At 61.4% G+C, this 15,730-nt stretch carries 19 protein-coding genes; 12 read left to right on the top strand and 7 right to left on the bottom strand.

Annotation, left to right across the window (positions count from 1 at the left end):
- Positions 1-33: 33 nt before the first annotated feature.
- The gene (locus EX00_RS23150; RefSeq protein ID WP_047463410.1) at positions 34-726 is read right to left on the bottom strand and encodes an HAD family hydrolase; all 693 of its coding nucleotides are present in this window, start codon (positions 724-726) and stop codon (positions 34-36) included.
- A gap of 214 nt (positions 727-940) precedes the next feature.
- Here EX00_RS23150 and EX00_RS23145 point away from each other — a divergent pair, with 214 nt between their 5' ends.
- The 3 genes from EX00_RS23145 to EX00_RS23135 all read left to right on the top strand — a co-directional run bounded on the left by EX00_RS23145 (position 941) and on the right by EX00_RS23135 (position 2,782).
- Positions 941-1,609, top strand: a complete 669-nt coding sequence (locus tag EX00_RS23145; RefSeq protein WP_047463408.1) for a GntR family transcriptional regulator — start codon at positions 941-943, stop codon at positions 1,607-1,609.
- A 160-nt stretch (positions 1,610-1,769) separates the two neighbouring features.
- Positions 1,770-2,360 carry a biotin transporter BioY gene (locus EX00_RS23140; RefSeq protein ID WP_047463406.1) on the top strand — a complete coding sequence of 197 codons (591 nt, stop codon included), beginning with the start codon at positions 1,770-1,772 and terminating at the stop codon, positions 2,358-2,360.
- Positions 2,357-2,782: a DUF1284 domain-containing protein gene (locus EX00_RS23135; RefSeq protein WP_047463403.1), complete on the top strand. Its 426-nt coding sequence runs from the start codon at positions 2,357-2,359 to the stop codon at positions 2,780-2,782. Before EX00_RS23140 ends, EX00_RS23135 begins: the two co-directional genes overlap by 4 nt.
- 25 nt (positions 2,783-2,807) lie before the next feature.
- Here EX00_RS23135 and EX00_RS23130 read toward each other — a convergent pair whose 3' ends face one another.
- Positions 2,808-3,530 carry an ArsR/SmtB family transcription factor gene (locus EX00_RS23130; protein WP_047463402.1) on the bottom strand — a complete coding sequence of 241 codons (723 nt, stop codon included), beginning with the start codon at positions 3,528-3,530 and terminating at the stop codon, positions 2,808-2,810.
- 71 nt (positions 3,531-3,601) lie between these two features.
- Between EX00_RS23130 and EX00_RS23125 the strand changes: the two genes are divergently transcribed.
- The 3 genes from EX00_RS23125 (at position 3,602) to EX00_RS23115 (ending at position 5,552) form a co-directional block, all read left to right on the top strand.
- Positions 3,602-3,931: an NIPSNAP family protein gene (locus EX00_RS23125; protein WP_047463400.1), complete on the top strand. Its 330-nt coding sequence runs from the start codon at positions 3,602-3,604 to the stop codon at positions 3,929-3,931.
- A complete protein-coding gene (locus EX00_RS23120; RefSeq protein ID WP_047463398.1) occupies positions 3,928-4,302 on the top strand; it encodes an antibiotic biosynthesis monooxygenase family protein in 375 nt (124 codons plus the stop codon). Before EX00_RS23125 ends, EX00_RS23120 begins: the two co-directional genes overlap by 4 nt.
- A gap of 119 nt (positions 4,303-4,421) precedes the next feature.
- Positions 4,422-5,552: a site-specific DNA-methyltransferase gene (locus EX00_RS23115; RefSeq protein ID WP_047463396.1), complete on the top strand. Its 1,131-nt coding sequence runs from the start codon at positions 4,422-4,424 to the stop codon at positions 5,550-5,552.
- 178 nt (positions 5,553-5,730) lie between these two features.
- On the opposite strand, the gene EX00_RS23110 is transcribed toward EX00_RS23115, so the two are convergent.
- Genes EX00_RS23110 through mutY form a run of 3 tightly spaced genes read right to left on the bottom strand, consistent with a single transcriptional unit; the run spans position 5,731 to position 7,821 of the window.
- Positions 5,731-6,096 carry a nuclear transport factor 2 family protein gene (locus tag EX00_RS23110; protein ID WP_047463395.1) on the bottom strand — a complete coding sequence of 122 codons (366 nt, stop codon included), beginning with the start codon at positions 6,094-6,096 and terminating at the stop codon, positions 5,731-5,733.
- Between the two features lie 4 nt (positions 6,097-6,100).
- Positions 6,101-6,715, bottom strand: a complete 615-nt coding sequence (locus EX00_RS23105) for an HAD family hydrolase (protein WP_047463394.1) — start codon at positions 6,713-6,715, stop codon at positions 6,101-6,103.
- A gap of 17 nt (positions 6,716-6,732) precedes the next feature.
- Positions 6,733-7,821: an A/G-specific adenine glycosylase gene (gene mutY, locus EX00_RS23100; RefSeq protein ID WP_155294126.1), complete on the bottom strand. Its 1,089-nt coding sequence runs from the start codon at positions 7,819-7,821 to the stop codon at positions 6,733-6,735.
- 97 nt (positions 7,822-7,918) lie between these two features.
- Between mutY and EX00_RS23095 the strand changes: the two genes are divergently transcribed.
- The 6 genes from EX00_RS23095 (at position 7,919) to EX00_RS23070 (ending at position 15,077) form a co-directional block, all read left to right on the top strand.
- Positions 7,919-8,419 carry a DUF721 domain-containing protein gene (locus EX00_RS23095; RefSeq protein ID WP_047463393.1) on the top strand — a complete coding sequence of 167 codons (501 nt, stop codon included), beginning with the start codon at positions 7,919-7,921 and terminating at the stop codon, positions 8,417-8,419.
- A 65-nt stretch (positions 8,420-8,484) separates the two neighbouring features.
- Positions 8,485-8,760: a type II toxin-antitoxin system ParD family antitoxin gene (locus EX00_RS23090; protein WP_047463391.1), complete on the top strand. Its 276-nt coding sequence runs from the start codon at positions 8,485-8,487 to the stop codon at positions 8,758-8,760.
- Positions 8,747-9,055 (top strand): type II toxin-antitoxin system RelE/ParE family toxin, encoded by a 309-nt coding sequence (locus EX00_RS23085; RefSeq protein ID WP_234709090.1) that lies wholly within the window; start codon positions 8,747-8,749, stop codon positions 9,053-9,055. The genes EX00_RS23090 and EX00_RS23085 overlap by 14 nt, the downstream gene beginning before the upstream one ends.
- Positions 9,056-9,225: 170 nt before the next feature.
- On the top strand, positions 9,226-9,963 hold the full coding sequence (locus tag EX00_RS23080; protein ID WP_047463389.1) for a DsbA family protein: 738 nt from the start codon (positions 9,226-9,228) through the stop codon (positions 9,961-9,963).
- Between the two features lie 186 nt (positions 9,964-10,149).
- Positions 10,150-13,611 carry a chromosome segregation SMC family protein gene (locus tag EX00_RS23075; RefSeq protein ID WP_047463388.1) on the top strand — a complete coding sequence of 1,154 codons (3,462 nt, stop codon included), beginning with the start codon at positions 10,150-10,152 and terminating at the stop codon, positions 13,609-13,611.
- Positions 13,612-13,751: 140 nt separating this feature from the next.
- Positions 13,752-15,077, top strand: coding sequence for a hemolysin family protein (locus tag EX00_RS23070; protein WP_047463386.1), 1,326 nt, complete (start codon positions 13,752-13,754; stop codon positions 15,075-15,077).
- 12 nt (positions 15,078-15,089) lie between these two features.
- Here the strand turns inward: EX00_RS23070 and EX00_RS23065 are convergent, their stop codons facing one another.
- Positions 15,090-15,380, bottom strand: a complete 291-nt coding sequence (locus EX00_RS23065; protein WP_047463384.1) for a type II toxin-antitoxin system RelE/ParE family toxin — start codon at positions 15,378-15,380, stop codon at positions 15,090-15,092.
- Positions 15,377-15,667 carry a type II toxin-antitoxin system ParD family antitoxin gene (locus EX00_RS23060; protein ID WP_052210924.1) on the bottom strand — a complete coding sequence of 97 codons (291 nt, stop codon included), beginning with the start codon at positions 15,665-15,667 and terminating at the stop codon, positions 15,377-15,379. The genes EX00_RS23065 and EX00_RS23060 overlap by 4 nt, the downstream gene beginning before the upstream one ends.
- Positions 15,668-15,730: the final 63 nt, after the last annotated feature.

The following is a 15,730-nucleotide window of genomic DNA, read 5'->3' as shown; positions in this document are numbered from 1 at the left end:
AGGCAATAGGTTGAAACTATTGCCTGCCGCTGCTTACAAAACGCCGTCCCATTCCGCCAAAGCCATCACCACGCCCGGAAGGTCCGCCATCCGGGCGATGACCGTTTCCGCGCCGGCATCCGTCAGCTTGTCGGCATGCGATGGGTAGGTGTGCGATGCTCCCGTGAAGCCGATGACACGCATGCCGGCGGCGCGCGCCGCCTGGACGCCGTGAACGGAATCTTCAACGACGATGGTGTTGGCCGGCGAGACATTCATCTGCTTGGCGCCGTGCAGGAAGATATCCGGCTTCGGCTTGACGCGGTCGGCGCCGAGGTCCTTGGCGGAATAGATATGCGGCGCGAACAGTTCCTTGTAGCCCACCTTGGTGAGCATCATGTCGAGCCGTGCGGAGCTGGAATTCGAGCAGATGCAACGCGGCATCGGCAGACGCGACAGGGTCAGCGGTACGCCGGGAATGGCCTTGACGTCGCTGGCGAGCTTGAGGTCGAGCAGCTTCTCGGATTTGTCGAGGAGCGATGCGGAGAGCGGGATGCTCGCCTCGCGCTCGACCTGGAACAGAATGTTCTGCCAGGTCATGCCGGCGAAGCGCTCGCCCATTTCCTCGGTGCTGATCGGATAGCCGGCGTCCGTCAGCAGCTTGGATTCGACCTCCGCCGCGATGATTTCCGAATCGACCAGAACGCCGTCGCAGTCGAAGATGATAAGGTCGAAGCCATTGCTCATGAAGATATACTGCCTTTGAAGAGGGCGCTGGATCGGGCATGGCCTTGTCCGAAAACCGTCTGACGGCTTCCAGGGCATGCTCTGAAATGGGATGGTGCGGCTTTACACGATGTGCCGGCAAAGCTCAACCGTTCGGCGGGCATGGCTGGACTGCGCTGGCGGAAAGGGTCCTTGGGCGCTCGACAATCCGTAATCCCGCCTTTAAGGATCAGCCATGGCCAAAGAGCGCGACGACACGATTGCCAGCCGTATCAGCCGGGTGCTTGCCGACCGCATCATCCGTGGCGAGATCGCGCCCGATGCGCGGCTGCGGCAGGATCACATTGCCGAGGAGTTCGGCGCCAGCCATGTGCCGGTGCGCGAGGCGTTCCGGCGGCTGGAGGCGCAAGGGCTGGCGATCAGCGAGCCCCGCCGCGGCGTTCGTGTTGCTTCTTTCGATCTCAAGGAAGTCCGTGAAGTCGCGGAAATGCGGGCAGCGCTCGAAAGTCTGGCGCTGAAGCATGCGGCTCAGCACCTGACGCCGGCAATTCTCGATGCCGCCGAGGAGGCGACGCGAGAAGGGGACGCCGCCGCCGATGTTCGCGCCTGGGAAGAGGCGAATCGCCGGTTCCACCGCCTCATTCTCGCCCCCTGCGGCATGGGGCGGCTGCTGGCGTCGATCGATGATCTGCACGCCGCCAGCGCCCGTTTTCTCTTTTCCGCCTGGCAATCGGGCTGGGAAAAGCGCACCGACCATGACCATCGCGCCATCCTTTCCGCCCTGCGCCAGGGGCGGGTGGAGGAGGCTGCGTCCATCCTGCAGAAGCATGTGCAGTGGATCGGCCGCGCGCCGGTGCGGACACCGTCCGGGGTGACGCGCGAAGCATTTGCGATTGTCGGATAGCTCTCCGCATAAATTATAGATAATTTCAGCAACGGCCTTTCGCCTATCTTTGCGGTGGAAAGGAGGATTGCGCCCGACTGCCTCTTGCCTTGCGCCCCAATCTTCTTCATAAAAATAGATGAGACTCATAAATTATCTATAATTTTAAAAGGAGAGCCACATGTCCCTGTTGCATCATCATGAAGAGACTACCTTCGATCCGCTGCGCCTCGGCGAGCGGTCGATGGTCGTCAAGGCGATCTTCGTTCTCGCGGGCACGCTGGTGCTGACGCTTGCTTCGTGGATCTCGGTGCCGATGGTGCCGGTGCCGATCACCATGCAGACCTTTGCCGTCACCATGATCGGCGCACTCTATGGCTGGCGCCTTGGCGCGCTCACCATTTTTGCCTGGCTGGGCGAGGCGATGGTCGGTTTCCCGGTTCTGGCCGGCGGCGCCGGCGGCATCGCGCCCTTCATGGGGCCGACGGCCGGCTATCTCGTCTCCTTCCCGATCATGGGCGTGCTGGTCGGCTGGCTTGCCGAGCGCGGCTGGAGTGGTGATCGCGTCGTGCGCAGCTTTATGGCACATCTTGCCGCCAACGCCCTTGGCCTGGCGATCGGTGGCGCCTGGCTTGCCATGCTGATCGGCGCCGAAAAGGGCTGGTTCCTCGGTGTTGCCCCCTTCATCCTCGGTGCTGTCCTGAAGTCGGCGCTTGCCGCCGCCGTGCTCAAGGGTGTGAAGATCTATGGCGGCAAGGCGCGCCTGAATTGACCATCCGGCTTCGTGCCCACCATCTGCTCTGCATGCTGACCTTTGTCGGTGAAGGCTATACGCCGGCCTTCACCGCCAATTATCGCCGCATAGCCGAGCGTCTGACGGCCGGAGAGGAGATCAAGCTCGTCTCCGGCCCCGACGACATCTGCGCGCCGCTTCTCGACGAGAAGGAGCCGCATTGTTTCAAGGATTCGGTAATCGAGCGCGACGCCGCCGCCCTGGCGGATATGGTCGCGCTTTTGGGTGAAGAGCTCAAGCCCGGCTCGGTCGTCATTCCCGATGCCAGCCTTCTCGCCAAGCTGCGCCGGCATTTTGCCAGCGGAGACATTCGCCATGCCTGTCTCGGCTGCGAATGGACGGGGCTTTGCAGCCGTATTGCCACGAACAGTTTCAAAGGCGTGCTGGTGGGGCAGGCCTGACCGGGATGCCTGATATCATGAATAGTCAGGCGTCTGCGTGATCCAACGCTTTGTCTGTCCGGTTGGTTTCAAGCGGAAATAGTGCCAGGAAACGGCGCTCGCCCTCCGAGGTAAACAGGATCGAGCGGCTGTCTTCCATTCGGCGCGCCCAACCCTTGTCGAAGAAGCTGGATAGCAGCGCCTTGCCAAGGCTGCCGGCAAGATGGGCGCGGCGCTCGCTCCAGTCGAGGCAGGAGCGGCAGAGCGGACGGCGTGTCGAACGCAATCCCGTCACGTCTATGCCGATCGAGGTGAGATGCGTTTCGCCGCGTTCCGTCAGTCTCAAGCTATCATCGACCGATGAGATCGCGCCGGCCGCAATCAGACTGTCGAGCATGCGCACGCCGTAATCTCCGGCCAGATGGTCGTAGCAGATGCGCGCCTTGCGTAGTGCTGGTTCTTTAGGGCCGGGGCGATGGCGCAAGTGTCCGCGCGTTGCGGCAAAGCCCATGATGCTCTCGAGAAGCTTGCCGACGGTGTCGTCGGCCAACGTGAAATAGCGGTGCCGACCCTGCTTGCGCTGTGCCAAAAGCCCGCCGGCTTCGAGCTTGGACAGATGCGTGCTCGCGGTCTGCACCGTGATACCGCCGGCCGCCGCCAGCTCCGTTGCCGTCAGCGCGTGGCCACCCATCAGCGCGGTGAGCATATTCGCTCGCGCCGGATCGCCGATGAGTGCGCCGATCTGTGCTATGTCAGGACCTTCCTTCATACTTCGATCGTAACCGAAGCATCGACGTCAGGCAATGTGCGAAAACATCTCCGTCAGCAAAGGAGAAAATCATGATCACCTGTTTCATCCGCTATGAGATCGACCCGTTCAAAAAAGATGCCTTCGCCGAATATGCCAGAGCCTGGGGCCAGGTCATCCCACGCAACGGCGTCGATCTCATGGGCTATTTCGCCCCGCATGAGGGCTCGGCGACGACGGCTTACGGCGTCTATAACATCGAGAGCCTGGCCGCCTATGAGGCCTATCGCGCCCGTCTCGCCGCCGACCCGCTCGGCCAGGCGAATTTCGATTTCGCCCGCCGCGAGCGTCTCTTCGTCAAGGAAGACCGCATCTTTCTGAAGAACGTGTCGCTGCCGCATGGCCCGAAGGTAACGCCATGATCGCCGTCATTTTCGAGGTCGTGCCCTATCCCGACGAACGCGACCACTATCTCGATCTTGCCGGCAAGCTGCGCGCCGAACTCGAGACGATCGACGGTTTCATCTCCATCGAACGCTTCGAGAGCCTCAGCTCGCGCGGCAAGATCCTGTCGCTTTCCTTCTGGCGCGACGAGGCTGCGGTTAAGGAATGGCGCAATCGCGAAGCGCATCGCGCCGCACAAAAGGCAGGGCGAGGGGGCGTGTTCGCCGACTACCGCCTGCGCATCGCGCATGTGGTGCGCGATTACGGGATGAACGAACGCGACGAGGCGCCGGCCGATAGCCGGGGAGTGCATGACGAACACAAGACGATGGAGTCCAGCGACGACTGAAGACAGACTTATTTCCGGGAAATCGTAAAATCTGGGGCCTGCTTTAGCCTTTGGTAACCAAGTTAGGTAACCATAACACTCAGTTAAGCGTAACGTATCAGTGTAACAGCGAGTATCACATGGCGTCAGTTTTCCCGCTTGCCGACCTTAGAACTTCCGCAACGCCGGGCTCTTGGGTCGACACGATCATCAAGGGCGATTGCGTGGCGGCTCTTGAAGCACTGCCCACGCATTCCGTCGATGTTATCTTCGCCGACCCGCCCTATAATCTGCAGCTTGGCGGCACATTGCACCGCCCAGACCAGTCGCTGGTCGACGCTGTCGATGACGAGTGGGATCAGTTCGCTTCCTTCGAAGCCTATGATGCTTTCACCCGCGCGTGGCTGCTCGCCTGCCGTCGCGTCCTGAAGCCGACCGGCACCATCTGGGTCATCGGCTCCTATCACAACATCTTCCGCGTCGGCGCGACGATGCAGGATCTGAACTTCTGGATCCTCAACGACATCGTCTGGCGCAAGACCAACCCGATGCCGAATTTCAAGGGCCGTCGTTTCCAGAACGCCCATGAGACAATGATCTGGGCGAGCCCGAACGCCAAGACCAAGGGCTATACCTTCAACTACGACGCCATGAAAGCCGCTAATGACGATGTGCAGATGCGCTCGGACTGGCTGTTCCCGATCTGCAATGGCGGCGAGCGCCTGAAGGGTGACGACGGCAAGAAGGTGCATCCGACGCAGAAACCGGAAGCCCTGCTGGCGCGTGTCATCATGGCCTCGTCCAAGCCCGGCGACATCATCCTCGATCCCTTCTTCGGTTCCGGCACCACCGGCGCCGTCGCCAAGCGCCTCGGCCGCCACTTCGTCGGTATCGAGCGCGAGCAGGATTATATTGATGCGGCCAGCGCCCGCATTGCCTCCGTCGAGCCGCTCGGTAAGGCGGAGCTGACGGTGATGACCGGCAAGAAGGCCGAGGCTCGCGTCGCCTTCAACGTGCTCGTCGAAAGCGGTCTGATCAAGCCCGGCCAGGTGCTGACGGACGCGAAGCGCCGGCATAGCGCCATCGTTCGCGCCGACGGCACGGTCGCCGCCGGTGGCGAGGCCGGCTCCATTCATCGCCTTGGCGCGAAAGTCCAGGGTCTTGATGCATGCAACGGATGGACCTTCTGGCACTTCGACGACGGGCAGTCCCTGCGCCCGATCGACGATCTCCGGACGATTATCCGCAATGATATGGGAAAGGTGGGGTAATTCCACTCATCTGACGGCCCCGATCCGACTCCAGAGCCGCCCCACGGCTTTCGGGATCGTATGCAACCCATTCCGGACACTCGCCTTTCTCTGTCTTGTACCTCCAGTTAGGGAGGAAGGCGAAACGCCCAGGGCCAAAACCCTGGGCGTCATCATTTTGAGGCTGCGGCCTGACGGCTCAGAATTCCTGATAGTCCGTCACATCGACCCGCACGACGCGACCATCCTCGTCGAAGGTGATCGTCTCCTCGCCCTCGCGGATGAGCGGCTTGCCGGTCTTGCTATTTGTTGCACGGACGGACCAGACTGAGCGGCCGGACAGCGGCGTCAGCGTTTCCACCAATGAGTTGGAGGCTGTCTGATCGGGATAAGTGTCGAAATAGCCGCGGAAGGCCTCCATGATCACCTCGCGGCCGGCAAGGCTGCCGACGCCGTTCGAGACATAGGTGGCGTTCTCCGCAAAGAAATTCTCGATCGTCTCGTAGTCGAGCCTGTTGATGGCGTCGTGAAACAGGGTGATGCGCTCTGCCGGGTCGAAAATCATGGGCTCAAACCTTAATGCCGTAGGCGGCGAGATCGCTGCGCAGCTTCTCGGCGCCGGTGAAATGAACTGCATGCCAGCCGGCCGCTTTTGCGCCTTCGACGTTGGCGATGGAATCGTCGATGAAGATCGTCGACGCCGGGTCGAGGTCGAAACTCTTCACATGCGTTTCATAGATCGCGACATCCGGCTTGATCAGGCCGATGTCGCCGGAGACGGTAACGCCGCGCGGCTTGTCGAGGAAGGGGAAACGCTTCTGCGCCTCCCGAAACGTGTCGGAGGCGAAATTGGTCAGCATGGTGACATCCCGGCCTTCCGCGATCAATCCTTCGAAGATGGCGATGCTGTCGTCATAGGCATGCGGCACCATCTCGTGCCAATGCTTGCGGAAGGCGCGGATCTGCTCTTCGCGCTCCGGATGCTCGGCGATCAATAGCGCCTCGGCCTCTTCCCAGGTGCGCCCGCGATCCTGCTCGATATTCCATTCGTGGGTGCAGACATTGGTGAGGAACCAGTCACGCTCCGTCTTGTCGGGAATGATACGGCTGTAGGGAATGTTCGGATCGTAATGAATGAGAACCTTGCCGATATCGAAGACAATGTGCCGGATTTCCGTCGTCATGAATGATTTCCTGATGGTTAGGCGCTGGCTTTGCTAAACGCGAGAGGAATAGCCTGGGTGATCGCTTTTTTCATGACGGTCGGCAGGGCCTGCGCTTCAAGATTTGTAACCGGTTCCCACCATCCGTCATTGCGGTTGGCGCCCGCCGCCACTTGAGCGCGATAGATCGACAGCCGCAGTTCGAAGTGGGTGAAGACATGCGTCACGGTCCCCGCTGCCTGCCAATTGGCCGGGAAGGGGGCGGCATCGGTGCCGGTTTCGCCGTCGATCCGCGCCGTCCAGCCAGTGGTCGGAACTTCGGTCATGCCGCCGAGCAGGCCGCTGGCAATGCGCCGGCGCAGATAGATTTCGCCGTCGCCATTGACCGCAACGAAAGCGGCTCCCTGCCGCACGGGCTTGTCCTTCTTCGCCGCCTTCACCGGAAAATGCTCCGGATCATGCGAGGCCAGCGCCTCGCAGGCATTGTTGAAAGGACAGAGCGCGCAGGCCGGTCGCTTCGGCGTGCAGATCGTCGCACCCAGATCCATCATCGCCTGCGCGAAATCGCCGGGGCGATCGGCAGGCGTCAGCAGCGTCACCTTCTGCTTCATTGCCGGCTTGCCGGCGGGCAACGGCGTCGAGATGGCATAGAGCCTGGAGATGACCCGCTCGACATTGCCGTCCATCACGGCCGCTTGCCGATTGAAAGCGATGGCCGCGACTGCTGCGGCTGTGTAGTCGCCGATCCCCGGCAAGGCCCGCAGCCCGTCCTCGGTGTCGGGAAAGCGCCCGCCATGCTCCGCGGCCACGGCTTCCGCGCATTTCTTCAGGTTACGGGCGCGGGCGTAATAGCCGAGCCCCGCCCACGCGGCCATGACATCGTCGGTGGGCGCTGCCGCGAGATCGCCGACCGTCGGCCAGCGCGCGAGGAACTTGGTGAAATAGGCTTTGACCGCCGGCACGGTGGTTTGCTGAAGCATCACCTCCGATAGCCAGATATGATAGGGATCGGGCCGAATGCCCCGCGCTGCCATCGACGGCGAGATCCGCCAGGGCAGGTCGCGGTGATGGCGGTCGTACCAGGCAAGAAGGGATGCGGCCGTCGGGAATTGAGATGTCATCGTCATGATTTGCCGCATCGAGGGGAAGTGCTCTATACTTGGCCAGCTGCGTCGGACGATCAAGGTCCCGGACGTGCAAACGAGGTTCCGGACCGCTATTCAGATGAGTTATCCCCGAAAAGGCGAGAAGCAGATTTCCGAGCTGACCAACGGCATCATCGATCCGGTGCTGGCGAAGCGTGCCGGAATCAATACGGCGCTGCTCGGATCCTGGGATGAGATCGCCGGCGAGGATTTCGCCGAATGCACGCGGCCGGAAAAGATTGCCTGGGCCAAGCGTGTAGGGTCGGGCGAGGATAGCCGCTATCAGCCCGGCGTGCTGACCATCGCCTGCGAGGGCGCCCGCGCCCTGTTCCTGACCCATGCGCAAGGCGAACTGATCCAGCGCATCAACGGCTTCTTCGGCTTCCACGCCGTCAGCCAGATCCGCATCGTCCAGAAACCGGTCTCGGTGGCTTCAAGACGTTCCCGTATCCCGCCGCCGTTGAAAGGCGAGGCGGCTCGTAAGCTCGAGGGCATGATGGACGGCATCGAGGATGATAAACTGCGGGCTGCAATCCAGAGGCTGGGTACGGCGATGGTCTGGAGGCGGGGCGGGAGATAGCTCTGCTTGCCTTTGTTGATGACACTGTCATACTAGGCGTTGAGATGCTTATTGAGGAGCTGGGTATGCGAAGCAGCAAGCCGATAACGGTGACCCTTGGTAGCCAGCAACGCCGCGTGGATGCGCGGCTGGAATCTGGAGCCTATGATTCTGCCAGCGAAGTTCTGCGCGCCGCTTTGAGGGCGTTGGATCGCGAAGAAGAAGTCATCGATCAAATCATGCGCGCAAAGATCCAAGAAGCGCTTGATGATCCACGCCCGGGCACAGACGCTGAAGACGTTTTCGATCGCCTTGAAAGAAAGCACGCAGAACGGATGAAAGCGGCTGGTGGTGAGCTATAGAGTTGTCTTCAGCCCCCTTGCCGAAGACGACCTCATCGGTATTTATGAATTTATAGCAAAAGATAGTCCGAGCCGCGCGCTGTCGTTTATCCAGCGGCTTCGGGTGCAATGCAGAACACTGAAGACGATGGCCGCTCGGGGTCCTCAACGCGAAAGCCTAGGGCCGAGCGTTCGGATCATGGTGTTCGAAAGGCGTGTTACCGTTGCCTATCACATAAAGGACGAGCACGTTATCGTTCTGCGTCTCTTTTATGCCGGTCAAAATATCCCGTCGACCTTGCTGGATGAGCGCTAAGCCTGCGCGCCATTGTCCATCCCCATGCAATTCTGACGATAATTTAACCTCTTCGTCTTCTCCAGGTCACAATTCTTTGAAGAAAGTTGGTCAACCGTGCCTTGTTAGCGGCAACTAGCCGTTATATCGCAATGGTCCATTCACAGACCTCTTTAACGACGGGTGACTTTATGCCGATGTCCGACATGCTCTTGACCAAACGCCGCCTGCTGGGCGGCAGCGCCGTTGCGGCCCTCTCGGTAGCGTTCGCTGCCATTGCCGACACGGCATCCGCCGCCAATGCCACGACGGCCGGTGGCGCGCAGGAGACCACCAGCACGGCCTCCACGGCGGAGGACGCAATTCCGACCGCCGACGGCAGCGTCGACATGAACGAAGTGCTGAAACCCGGCTCCCTGCCGGAAATCGCGCTCGGCAAGGAAGATGCTCCGGTCAAGATCGTCGAATACATGTCGCTGACCTGCCCACACTGCGCGCATTTCGCCGTCACGACCTTCGACGCGATCAAGCAGAAATACATCGACACCGGCAAGGTTCGCTTCATCATCCGTGAATTCCCGTTCGATCCGCGCGCCGCCGCCGCCTTCATGCTGGCCCGTTGCGCGCCGCAGGAACAGTACATGCCGATGGTCGAAATGCTGTTCAAGCAGCAGATCGCCTGGGCTTCGCCTGACGTCGATGGCCGTGCCGCACTGCTGCAAATGTCGAAACTTGCAGGTTTTACTGAGGATAGCTTTACGAAGTGCTTGACGAACCAGAAGCTTCTGGATGATGTCAACTCAGTTAGGGAACGTGCAGCCAAGGATTTCGGCGTCAATGCGACGCCGACCTTCCTGATCAACGGCAAGCGTTACGCAGGAGACATGTCGGTTGGTGCCATGTCGAAGCTTATCGACAGCCTTCTCTGATCCGCGCATTTTGCAAATGGCGGGCGGCGGGGAAACCCGCGCGCCCGCTTTTTATTACCTCCCCCTTGAGGGGGGAGGTCGCGCGATACGCGCGGATGGGGGTGATTTTTCGGGTGAACAAATGATCACCCCACCCCGGACCTTTGGTCCGACCCTCCCTCTCAAGGGGAGGGTGGAGATCAGCCCATGAAGTTCAACAGGCTTCGCGTCGTCGGCTTCAAATCCTTCGTGGAACCAGCGGAATTCGTCATCGAGCGCGGTTTGACCGGTGTCGTCGGCCCGAATGGCTGCGGCAAGTCGAACCTTGTCGAGGCGTTGCGCTGGGTGATGGGCGAGAATTCCTACAAGAACATGCGCGCCTCCGGCATGGACGACGTCATCTTCTCCGGCTCGGGCAATCGACCGGCGCGCAACACCGCGGAAGTCGGCCTCTATCTCGACAATAGCGATCGCACCGCGCCTGCCGCCTTCAACGACAGCGACGAAATCCAGGTCACCCGCCGTATCGAGCGCGAGCAGGGCTCGCTCTATCGCATCAATGGCAAGGAAGCCCGCGCCAAGGATGTGCAGCTGCTGTTTGCCGATGCCTCGACCGGCGCGCGTTCTCCGTCCATGGTTGGCCAGGGGCGTATCGGCGAGCTGATTCAGGCCAAGCCGCAGGCCCGCCGCCAGCTTTTGGAAGAAGCGGCGGGTATTTCCGGCCTGCATTCACGCCGCCATGAGGCCGAACTGCGCCTGCGCGCCGCAGAAGGCAATCTCGAGCGTCTGGATGACGTGACCTCGCAGCTCGAAAGTCAGATCGAGAGCCTGAAGCGTCAGGCCCGTCAGGCCAACCGTTTCAAGACGCTGTCCGCCGACATCCGTGCCCGCGAGGCCATGCTCCTGCATATCCATTGGGTGCAGGCAAAGGAGGCGGAAGCGGAAGCCGATAGCGGCCTCAACCAGGCAACCGCCCTGGTCGCCGAAAAGGCGCAGCTGCAGATGGAGGCGGCAAAGGCGCAGGGCATTGCCAGCTTCAAGCTGCCGGAGCTGCGTGACGACGAGGCGAAGGCCGCCGCCGCCCTGCAACGCTTACAGTTCGCCCGCAGCCAGCTGGAAGAGGATGCCAATCGCATCCTGCGCCGTCGCGATGAGCTGACCCGCCGGCTGGCGCAACTGGGCGAGGATATTCGTCGCGAAGAGCGTCTTGTCGCCGACAACGCCGCGATCCTGGCCAAGCTCGACGCAGAAGAGGCCGATATCGCCGAGATCCTCGCGGATTCAGGCCGGCTCGCCGAGGAGACGCGCGAGGCTTTCGAGGAGGCTGCTTCCAAGCTTGCCAATAGCGAGGGTATTTTCACTGCGCTGACGGCGGAACGCGCTGAGACCGCTGCTGCACGTAACCAACTCGAGCGCGCCATTCGCGATCTTGCTGACCGCAAGATGCGGCTGGAACGTCAGATGGATGAGGCAAACCGCGAGCTCTCCGCCATCGATGAGAAGATGGCGGTCCTGCCTGATCCCGGAGAAAAACGCGATATGGTCGAAACCGCCGAGGGCGTCGTTGCCGATGCCGAGGCGGCGATCCAGCTCGTCGAGACGGCCCTTGCCAAGGCCCGCGAGACCGAAGCACTATCGCGCGCGCCGACCGATCAGGCCCGCTCGCGGCTGAATGCCCTGGAAACGGAAGCGCGCACGATCTCCAAGATGCTGGCGGCGGGCGCTACTTCTGGCGCGTTCGCTCCGGTTGCCGAGGAACTGCGTGTCGATCGCGGCTTCGAGACCGCGATTGGCGCAGCGCTCGGTGACGATCTGGAATCGCCGCTGGATCCACAGGCACCCGCGCACTGGTCGGACAATGGCAGTGGCATTGCCGATCCCGCCTTGCCGGAAGGCGTGAAGCCGCTGATTTCTCATGTCGGAGCGCCGGCTCCCCTGACGCGTCGTTTGCGCCAGATCGGCCTTGTCGCTGCCGGGGATGCCCTGCGTCTCATGTCCGCGTTGAAGCCGGGACAGCGGCTCGTGACCAGGGAAGGCGCGGTCTATCGCTGGGACGGCCATGTGACCGGTGCGGATGCGCCGAGTGCTGCTGCCCTGCGGCTGGCGCAGAAGAACCGCCTTGCCGAGCTCGAGGCCGAAGCCGAACTCGCACGCGACGTCCTGCTTGAGGCTGAAGAGCGTCTAGCCGCGGCCGGCGAGGCGATCCGGAGTGAGGAGGGCCGCCTTGCCGTCGCCCGCGATGCCAGCCGTCTTGCGGCACGCCATCTTAGCGAGGCCCGTGAAGCACTGGTTGCGGCTGAACGCGCCTCCGGCGATCTGATCCGCCGCCGGGATGTCGTCAGCGAGGCTGCCAGCCAGCTGCGGGCGCAGATGGAAGAGATGACGATGCAGGATGAAAATGCCCGCGTCGAGCTGGAAGACGCGCCCGATCTGACGGTCATCGACCTCAAGCTGCGCGACCAGCAGGCGGAGGTTGCGACCGATCGCGGCGTGCTAGCCGAAGCCCGCGCCCGTCACGAGGGATTGAACCGGGAAAATGAGGCCCGGCAGCGCCGCATCCTGGCGATCCAGCAGGAGCGTGATGGCTGGCACCAGCGCGCCGCCAGTGCCGAGGAGCATATCCAGACCCTGCGCGACCGCGAGGAAGAAGCGCGTGACGAAGCTTCCGAGCTTGACCTCGCTCCGGACGAATTCGACGACAAGCGCCGCGCGCTGATGAATGAGTTGCAAAAGGCCGAGGAGGCGCGTCGTATCGCGGCCGACCGCCTGGCGGAAGCGGAAATCGTGCAGCGCGACGCCGATCGGCAAGCCACGACCGCTCTGTCTGAACTGGCGGAAAGCCGCGAGAAGCGCGGACGCATTGAGGAACGGCTGGTGTCGGCCCGTGAGCGCCGGCAGGAGAGCGAACTACGCATCCGCCAAGCGCTCAATATCGAGCCGCACGAGGCGCTGCGGCTCACCGGACTTGCGGTGATACAGGATATTCCCGATCTGCGCGAGGTCGAGCGTGAGCTGGAACGGCTGAAGATCGAGCGCGAGCGCCTGGGTGCCGTCAACCTGCGTGCCGAGGAGGAAAGCAAGGAGCTGACCGAACGGCTGCAAGCCTTGATCAAGGAGCGCGACGATGTCATCGACGCCATTCGCAAGCTGCGCGGCGCGATCCAGAGCCTCAATCGTGAAGGTCGCGAACGGCTGATCGCCGCTTTCGACGTCGTCAACGCGCAGTTCCAGCGGCTGTTCACCCATCTTTTCGGCGGCGGCACGGCCGAGCTGCAACTGATCGAATCCGACGATCCGCTGGAAGCGGGCCTCGAAATTCTCGCACGCCCGCCGGGCAAGAAGCCGCAGACCATGACGTTGCTCTCCGGCGGTGAGCAGGCGCTGACGGCGATGGCGCTGATCTTTGCCGTGTTCCTCACCAATCCGGCGCCGATCTGCGTGTTGGACGAAGTGGATGCGCCGCTCGACGACCATAATGTCGAGCGCTATTGCAATCTGATGGACGAGATGTCCGCTTCGACCGAGACACGGTTTGTGGTCATCACCCATAATCCGATCACCATGGCGCGTATGGACCGCCTCTTCGGCGTCACCATGGCCGAGCAGGGCGTTTCCCAGCTCGTCTCCGTCGACCTGCAGACCGCCGAGCGGCTGCGGGAGATAGCTTGAGCGCTCTCCCTGACCGGAAAGTGGGAAAACTATTTCCATATCGACAAGAAATTGCCGCTTCGGCTGCCGTACAGCTACAAAGCGTGATAGTTTCGTTTTCGATCAATAATACGTGGCGCTGAACCGCCCGGAAGGGAAGCATGTCTGGGTCTGATGGCAGTATTTTCGATATCCTCGGAATACTCGCCGTATTATTTCTTGTGGCAGCCAATGGATTCTTCGTCGCCGCTGAGTTTTCTCTCGTCTCCGTGCGGCGCAGCCGCGTGACCGAGCTTGTCGCCGAAGGGCGGACGAACTCCAAGGCGCTGCAAAAGGCGGTCGACAATCTCGACGCCAATCTCGCGGCCACTCAGCTTGGCATCACGATTTCCTCGCTTGCTCTCGGCTGGGTCGGTGAACCCGCGCTTGCCCACCTCCTGGAACCGCTTCTGGCTTTTCTGCCCGGTTCCTGGGCCGCCGCCGGATCGCATGCCATCGCGGTTGCGATTTCCTTCATCATCATCACCGCCCTGCATATCGTGCTGGGCGAGCTCGCGCCGAAGAGCCTGGCATTGCAGCGCAGCGAAGGCACGGCCTTGAGCGTCGTGCGGCCGCTCGGCCTCTTCCTGTTCCTGCTTCGCCCGGCGATCACGGTGCTGAACGGCCTTGGCAATCTTGTCTTGCGCGTTTTCGGCTTGCGGCCGGGTACCGGCGAAGGCTCGCTGCATTCACCGGCGGAAATCAAGCTTCTGGTTGCCCAAAGCCAGGAGGCCGGCCTCCTGGAGCAGGCGCAGCAGGAGTTGGTCGAACGCGTCTTCAATATCGGCGACCGAGATGTTTCCGACATCATGACGCCACGGCTGGAAGTTGATTGGATCGACGCCAACGACACGCCCGAGGAGATACAGAAAACCATCCGGGAAAGCCGTTTCGAACAGCTTCTCGTCAGTCGCGGATCGATAGACGAACCGATTGGCATGATCCTGAAGAAGGATCTTCTCGATCAGCTTCTGAACGGCAAGCCGCTCGACCCGATGGCGGTCATTCGCCAGCCGTTGATCGTCCATGAAGCGACCGCCGTCTTCAAGGTGCTGGAAAGCTTCAAACGCGCGCCCGTCCGCCTTGCCATGGTCATTGATGAATATGGCAGCCTGGAGGGGATCGTCACCCAGACAGACCTCTTGGAAGCCATTGCCGGCGATCTGCCTGATATGGAAAACGAAGGGCCTGATGTCGTCGAGCGCGCCGATGGGTCGTTGCTGATGGAAGGCATGATGCCGGCCTACGACGCTTTCGAGCGGCTCGGCCTGCGCGATCGCTCGGAAGACAGCAACTTCCACACGCTCGCCGGCTTTGCGCTCTATCATCTGGGTCATCTCCCTGATGTCGGCGAAAGCTTCGCATTCGACGGCTGGCACTTCGAGATCATCGACCTGGACGGCATGCGGATCGACAAGATCTTGGCGCGGCGGGAGCTGGGGGCTTAGCGGGTTTGAAACCTATTCCTCGGCGGTCAATCGTATCTCTCTGCCGCCGTGGAATATTCGCATGATGGTGACGGTATTGTCCTTAATCCGAAAAGCGATGGTTGCCCTATTGCGATATCCCACCGCGCGAAGGCCAGGGCTGATGTCCTCGCGGCGCATGCGGCGTTCCGGAAAAGTCTCGAATGCCGTGAGGCGATCGATATAGTCGCGGGCGATGCGTTCGCCGGCTTCCGGCAGTAGATATTCATAAAGTTCAGCCAGATCGGCCCGTGCATCTACGTCGAAAACGACCGTATATTTCATGCGCGGGAGGTCTTTAGTCCGCTTCTTACGTCCATATGTGCGTGGAGTTGTTTCCGGGTCTCCTCGACGGAAAGGCCCCGACCGGGGTCGACGTCATGTGCCTGGATGGTCGGTACGACCTCTTCGCGCAGCCATTTTTCGACAGAGGCGTCGCGTGCGGCGAGCGCACGCAGACCATCGCGGATCACTTCGCTTTCGCTGGCATATTCGCCGGACGAAACCTTGCTTTTCACCATTTGCGCCATTTCCAACGGAAGTGTGATGCTAAGGGCCTGGGTCGTTCTCATAGCGATCTCCTTATCGCGCTTTTCTAGCACAGAGTAGGATTTAATCCTATCGGATCCTTGAGA

Source organism: Martinezella rhizogenes, assembly GCF_000799715.1.
GTDB classification, from domain to species: Bacteria; Pseudomonadota; Alphaproteobacteria; order Rhizobiales; family Rhizobiaceae; genus Rhizobium; species Rhizobium rhizogenes_C.
This window is presented reverse-complemented; position numbering and strand designations above follow the sequence as displayed.

Excerpts from the sequence above, each read along its gene's own strand:
- EX00_RS23115 (WP_047463396.1), top strand. The coding sequence starts at position 4,422 with ATGGCGTCAGTTTTCCCGCTTGCCGACCTTAGAACTTCCGCAACGCCG.
- EX00_RS23125 (WP_047463400.1), top strand. The coding sequence starts at position 3,602 with ATGATCACCTGTTTCATCCGCTATGAGATCGACCCGTTCAAAAAAGAT.
- EX00_RS23080 (WP_047463389.1), top strand. The coding sequence starts at position 9,226 with ATGCCGATGTCCGACATGCTCTTGACCAAACGCCGCCTGCTGGGCGGC.
- mutY (WP_155294126.1), bottom strand. The coding sequence starts at position 7,821 with ATGACGATGACATCTCAATTCCCGACGGCCGCATCCCTTCTTGCCTGG.
- EX00_RS23120 (WP_047463398.1), top strand. The coding sequence starts at position 3,928 with ATGATCGCCGTCATTTTCGAGGTCGTGCCCTATCCCGACGAACGCGAC.
- EX00_RS23095 (WP_047463393.1), top strand. The coding sequence starts at position 7,919 with ATGAGTTATCCCCGAAAAGGCGAGAAGCAGATTTCCGAGCTGACCAAC.
- EX00_RS23140 (WP_047463406.1), top strand. The coding sequence starts at position 1,770 with ATGTCCCTGTTGCATCATCATGAAGAGACTACCTTCGATCCGCTGCGC.
- EX00_RS23150 (WP_047463410.1), bottom strand. The coding sequence starts at position 726 with ATGAGCAATGGCTTCGACCTTATCATCTTCGACTGCGACGGCGTTCTG.
- EX00_RS23065 (WP_047463384.1), bottom strand. The coding sequence starts at position 15,380 with ATGAAATATACGGTCGTTTTCGACGTAGATGCACGGGCCGATCTGGCT.
- EX00_RS23075 (WP_047463388.1), top strand. The coding sequence starts at position 10,150 with ATGAAGTTCAACAGGCTTCGCGTCGTCGGCTTCAAATCCTTCGTGGAA.
- EX00_RS23145 (WP_047463408.1), top strand. The coding sequence starts at position 941 with ATGGCCAAAGAGCGCGACGACACGATTGCCAGCCGTATCAGCCGGGTG.
- EX00_RS23105 (WP_047463394.1), bottom strand. The coding sequence starts at position 6,715 with ATGACGACGGAAATCCGGCACATTGTCTTCGATATCGGCAAGGTTCTC.
- EX00_RS23130 (WP_047463402.1), bottom strand. The coding sequence starts at position 3,530 with ATGAAGGAAGGTCCTGACATAGCACAGATCGGCGCACTCATCGGCGAT.
- EX00_RS23110 (WP_047463395.1), bottom strand. The coding sequence starts at position 6,096 with ATGATTTTCGACCCGGCAGAGCGCATCACCCTGTTTCACGACGCCATC.
- EX00_RS23070 (WP_047463386.1), top strand. The coding sequence starts at position 13,752 with ATGTCTGGGTCTGATGGCAGTATTTTCGATATCCTCGGAATACTCGCC.
- EX00_RS23090 (WP_047463391.1), top strand. The coding sequence starts at position 8,485 with ATGCGAAGCAGCAAGCCGATAACGGTGACCCTTGGTAGCCAGCAACGC.
- EX00_RS23060 (WP_052210924.1), bottom strand. The coding sequence starts at position 15,667 with ATGAGAACGACCCAGGCCCTTAGCATCACACTTCCGTTGGAAATGGCG.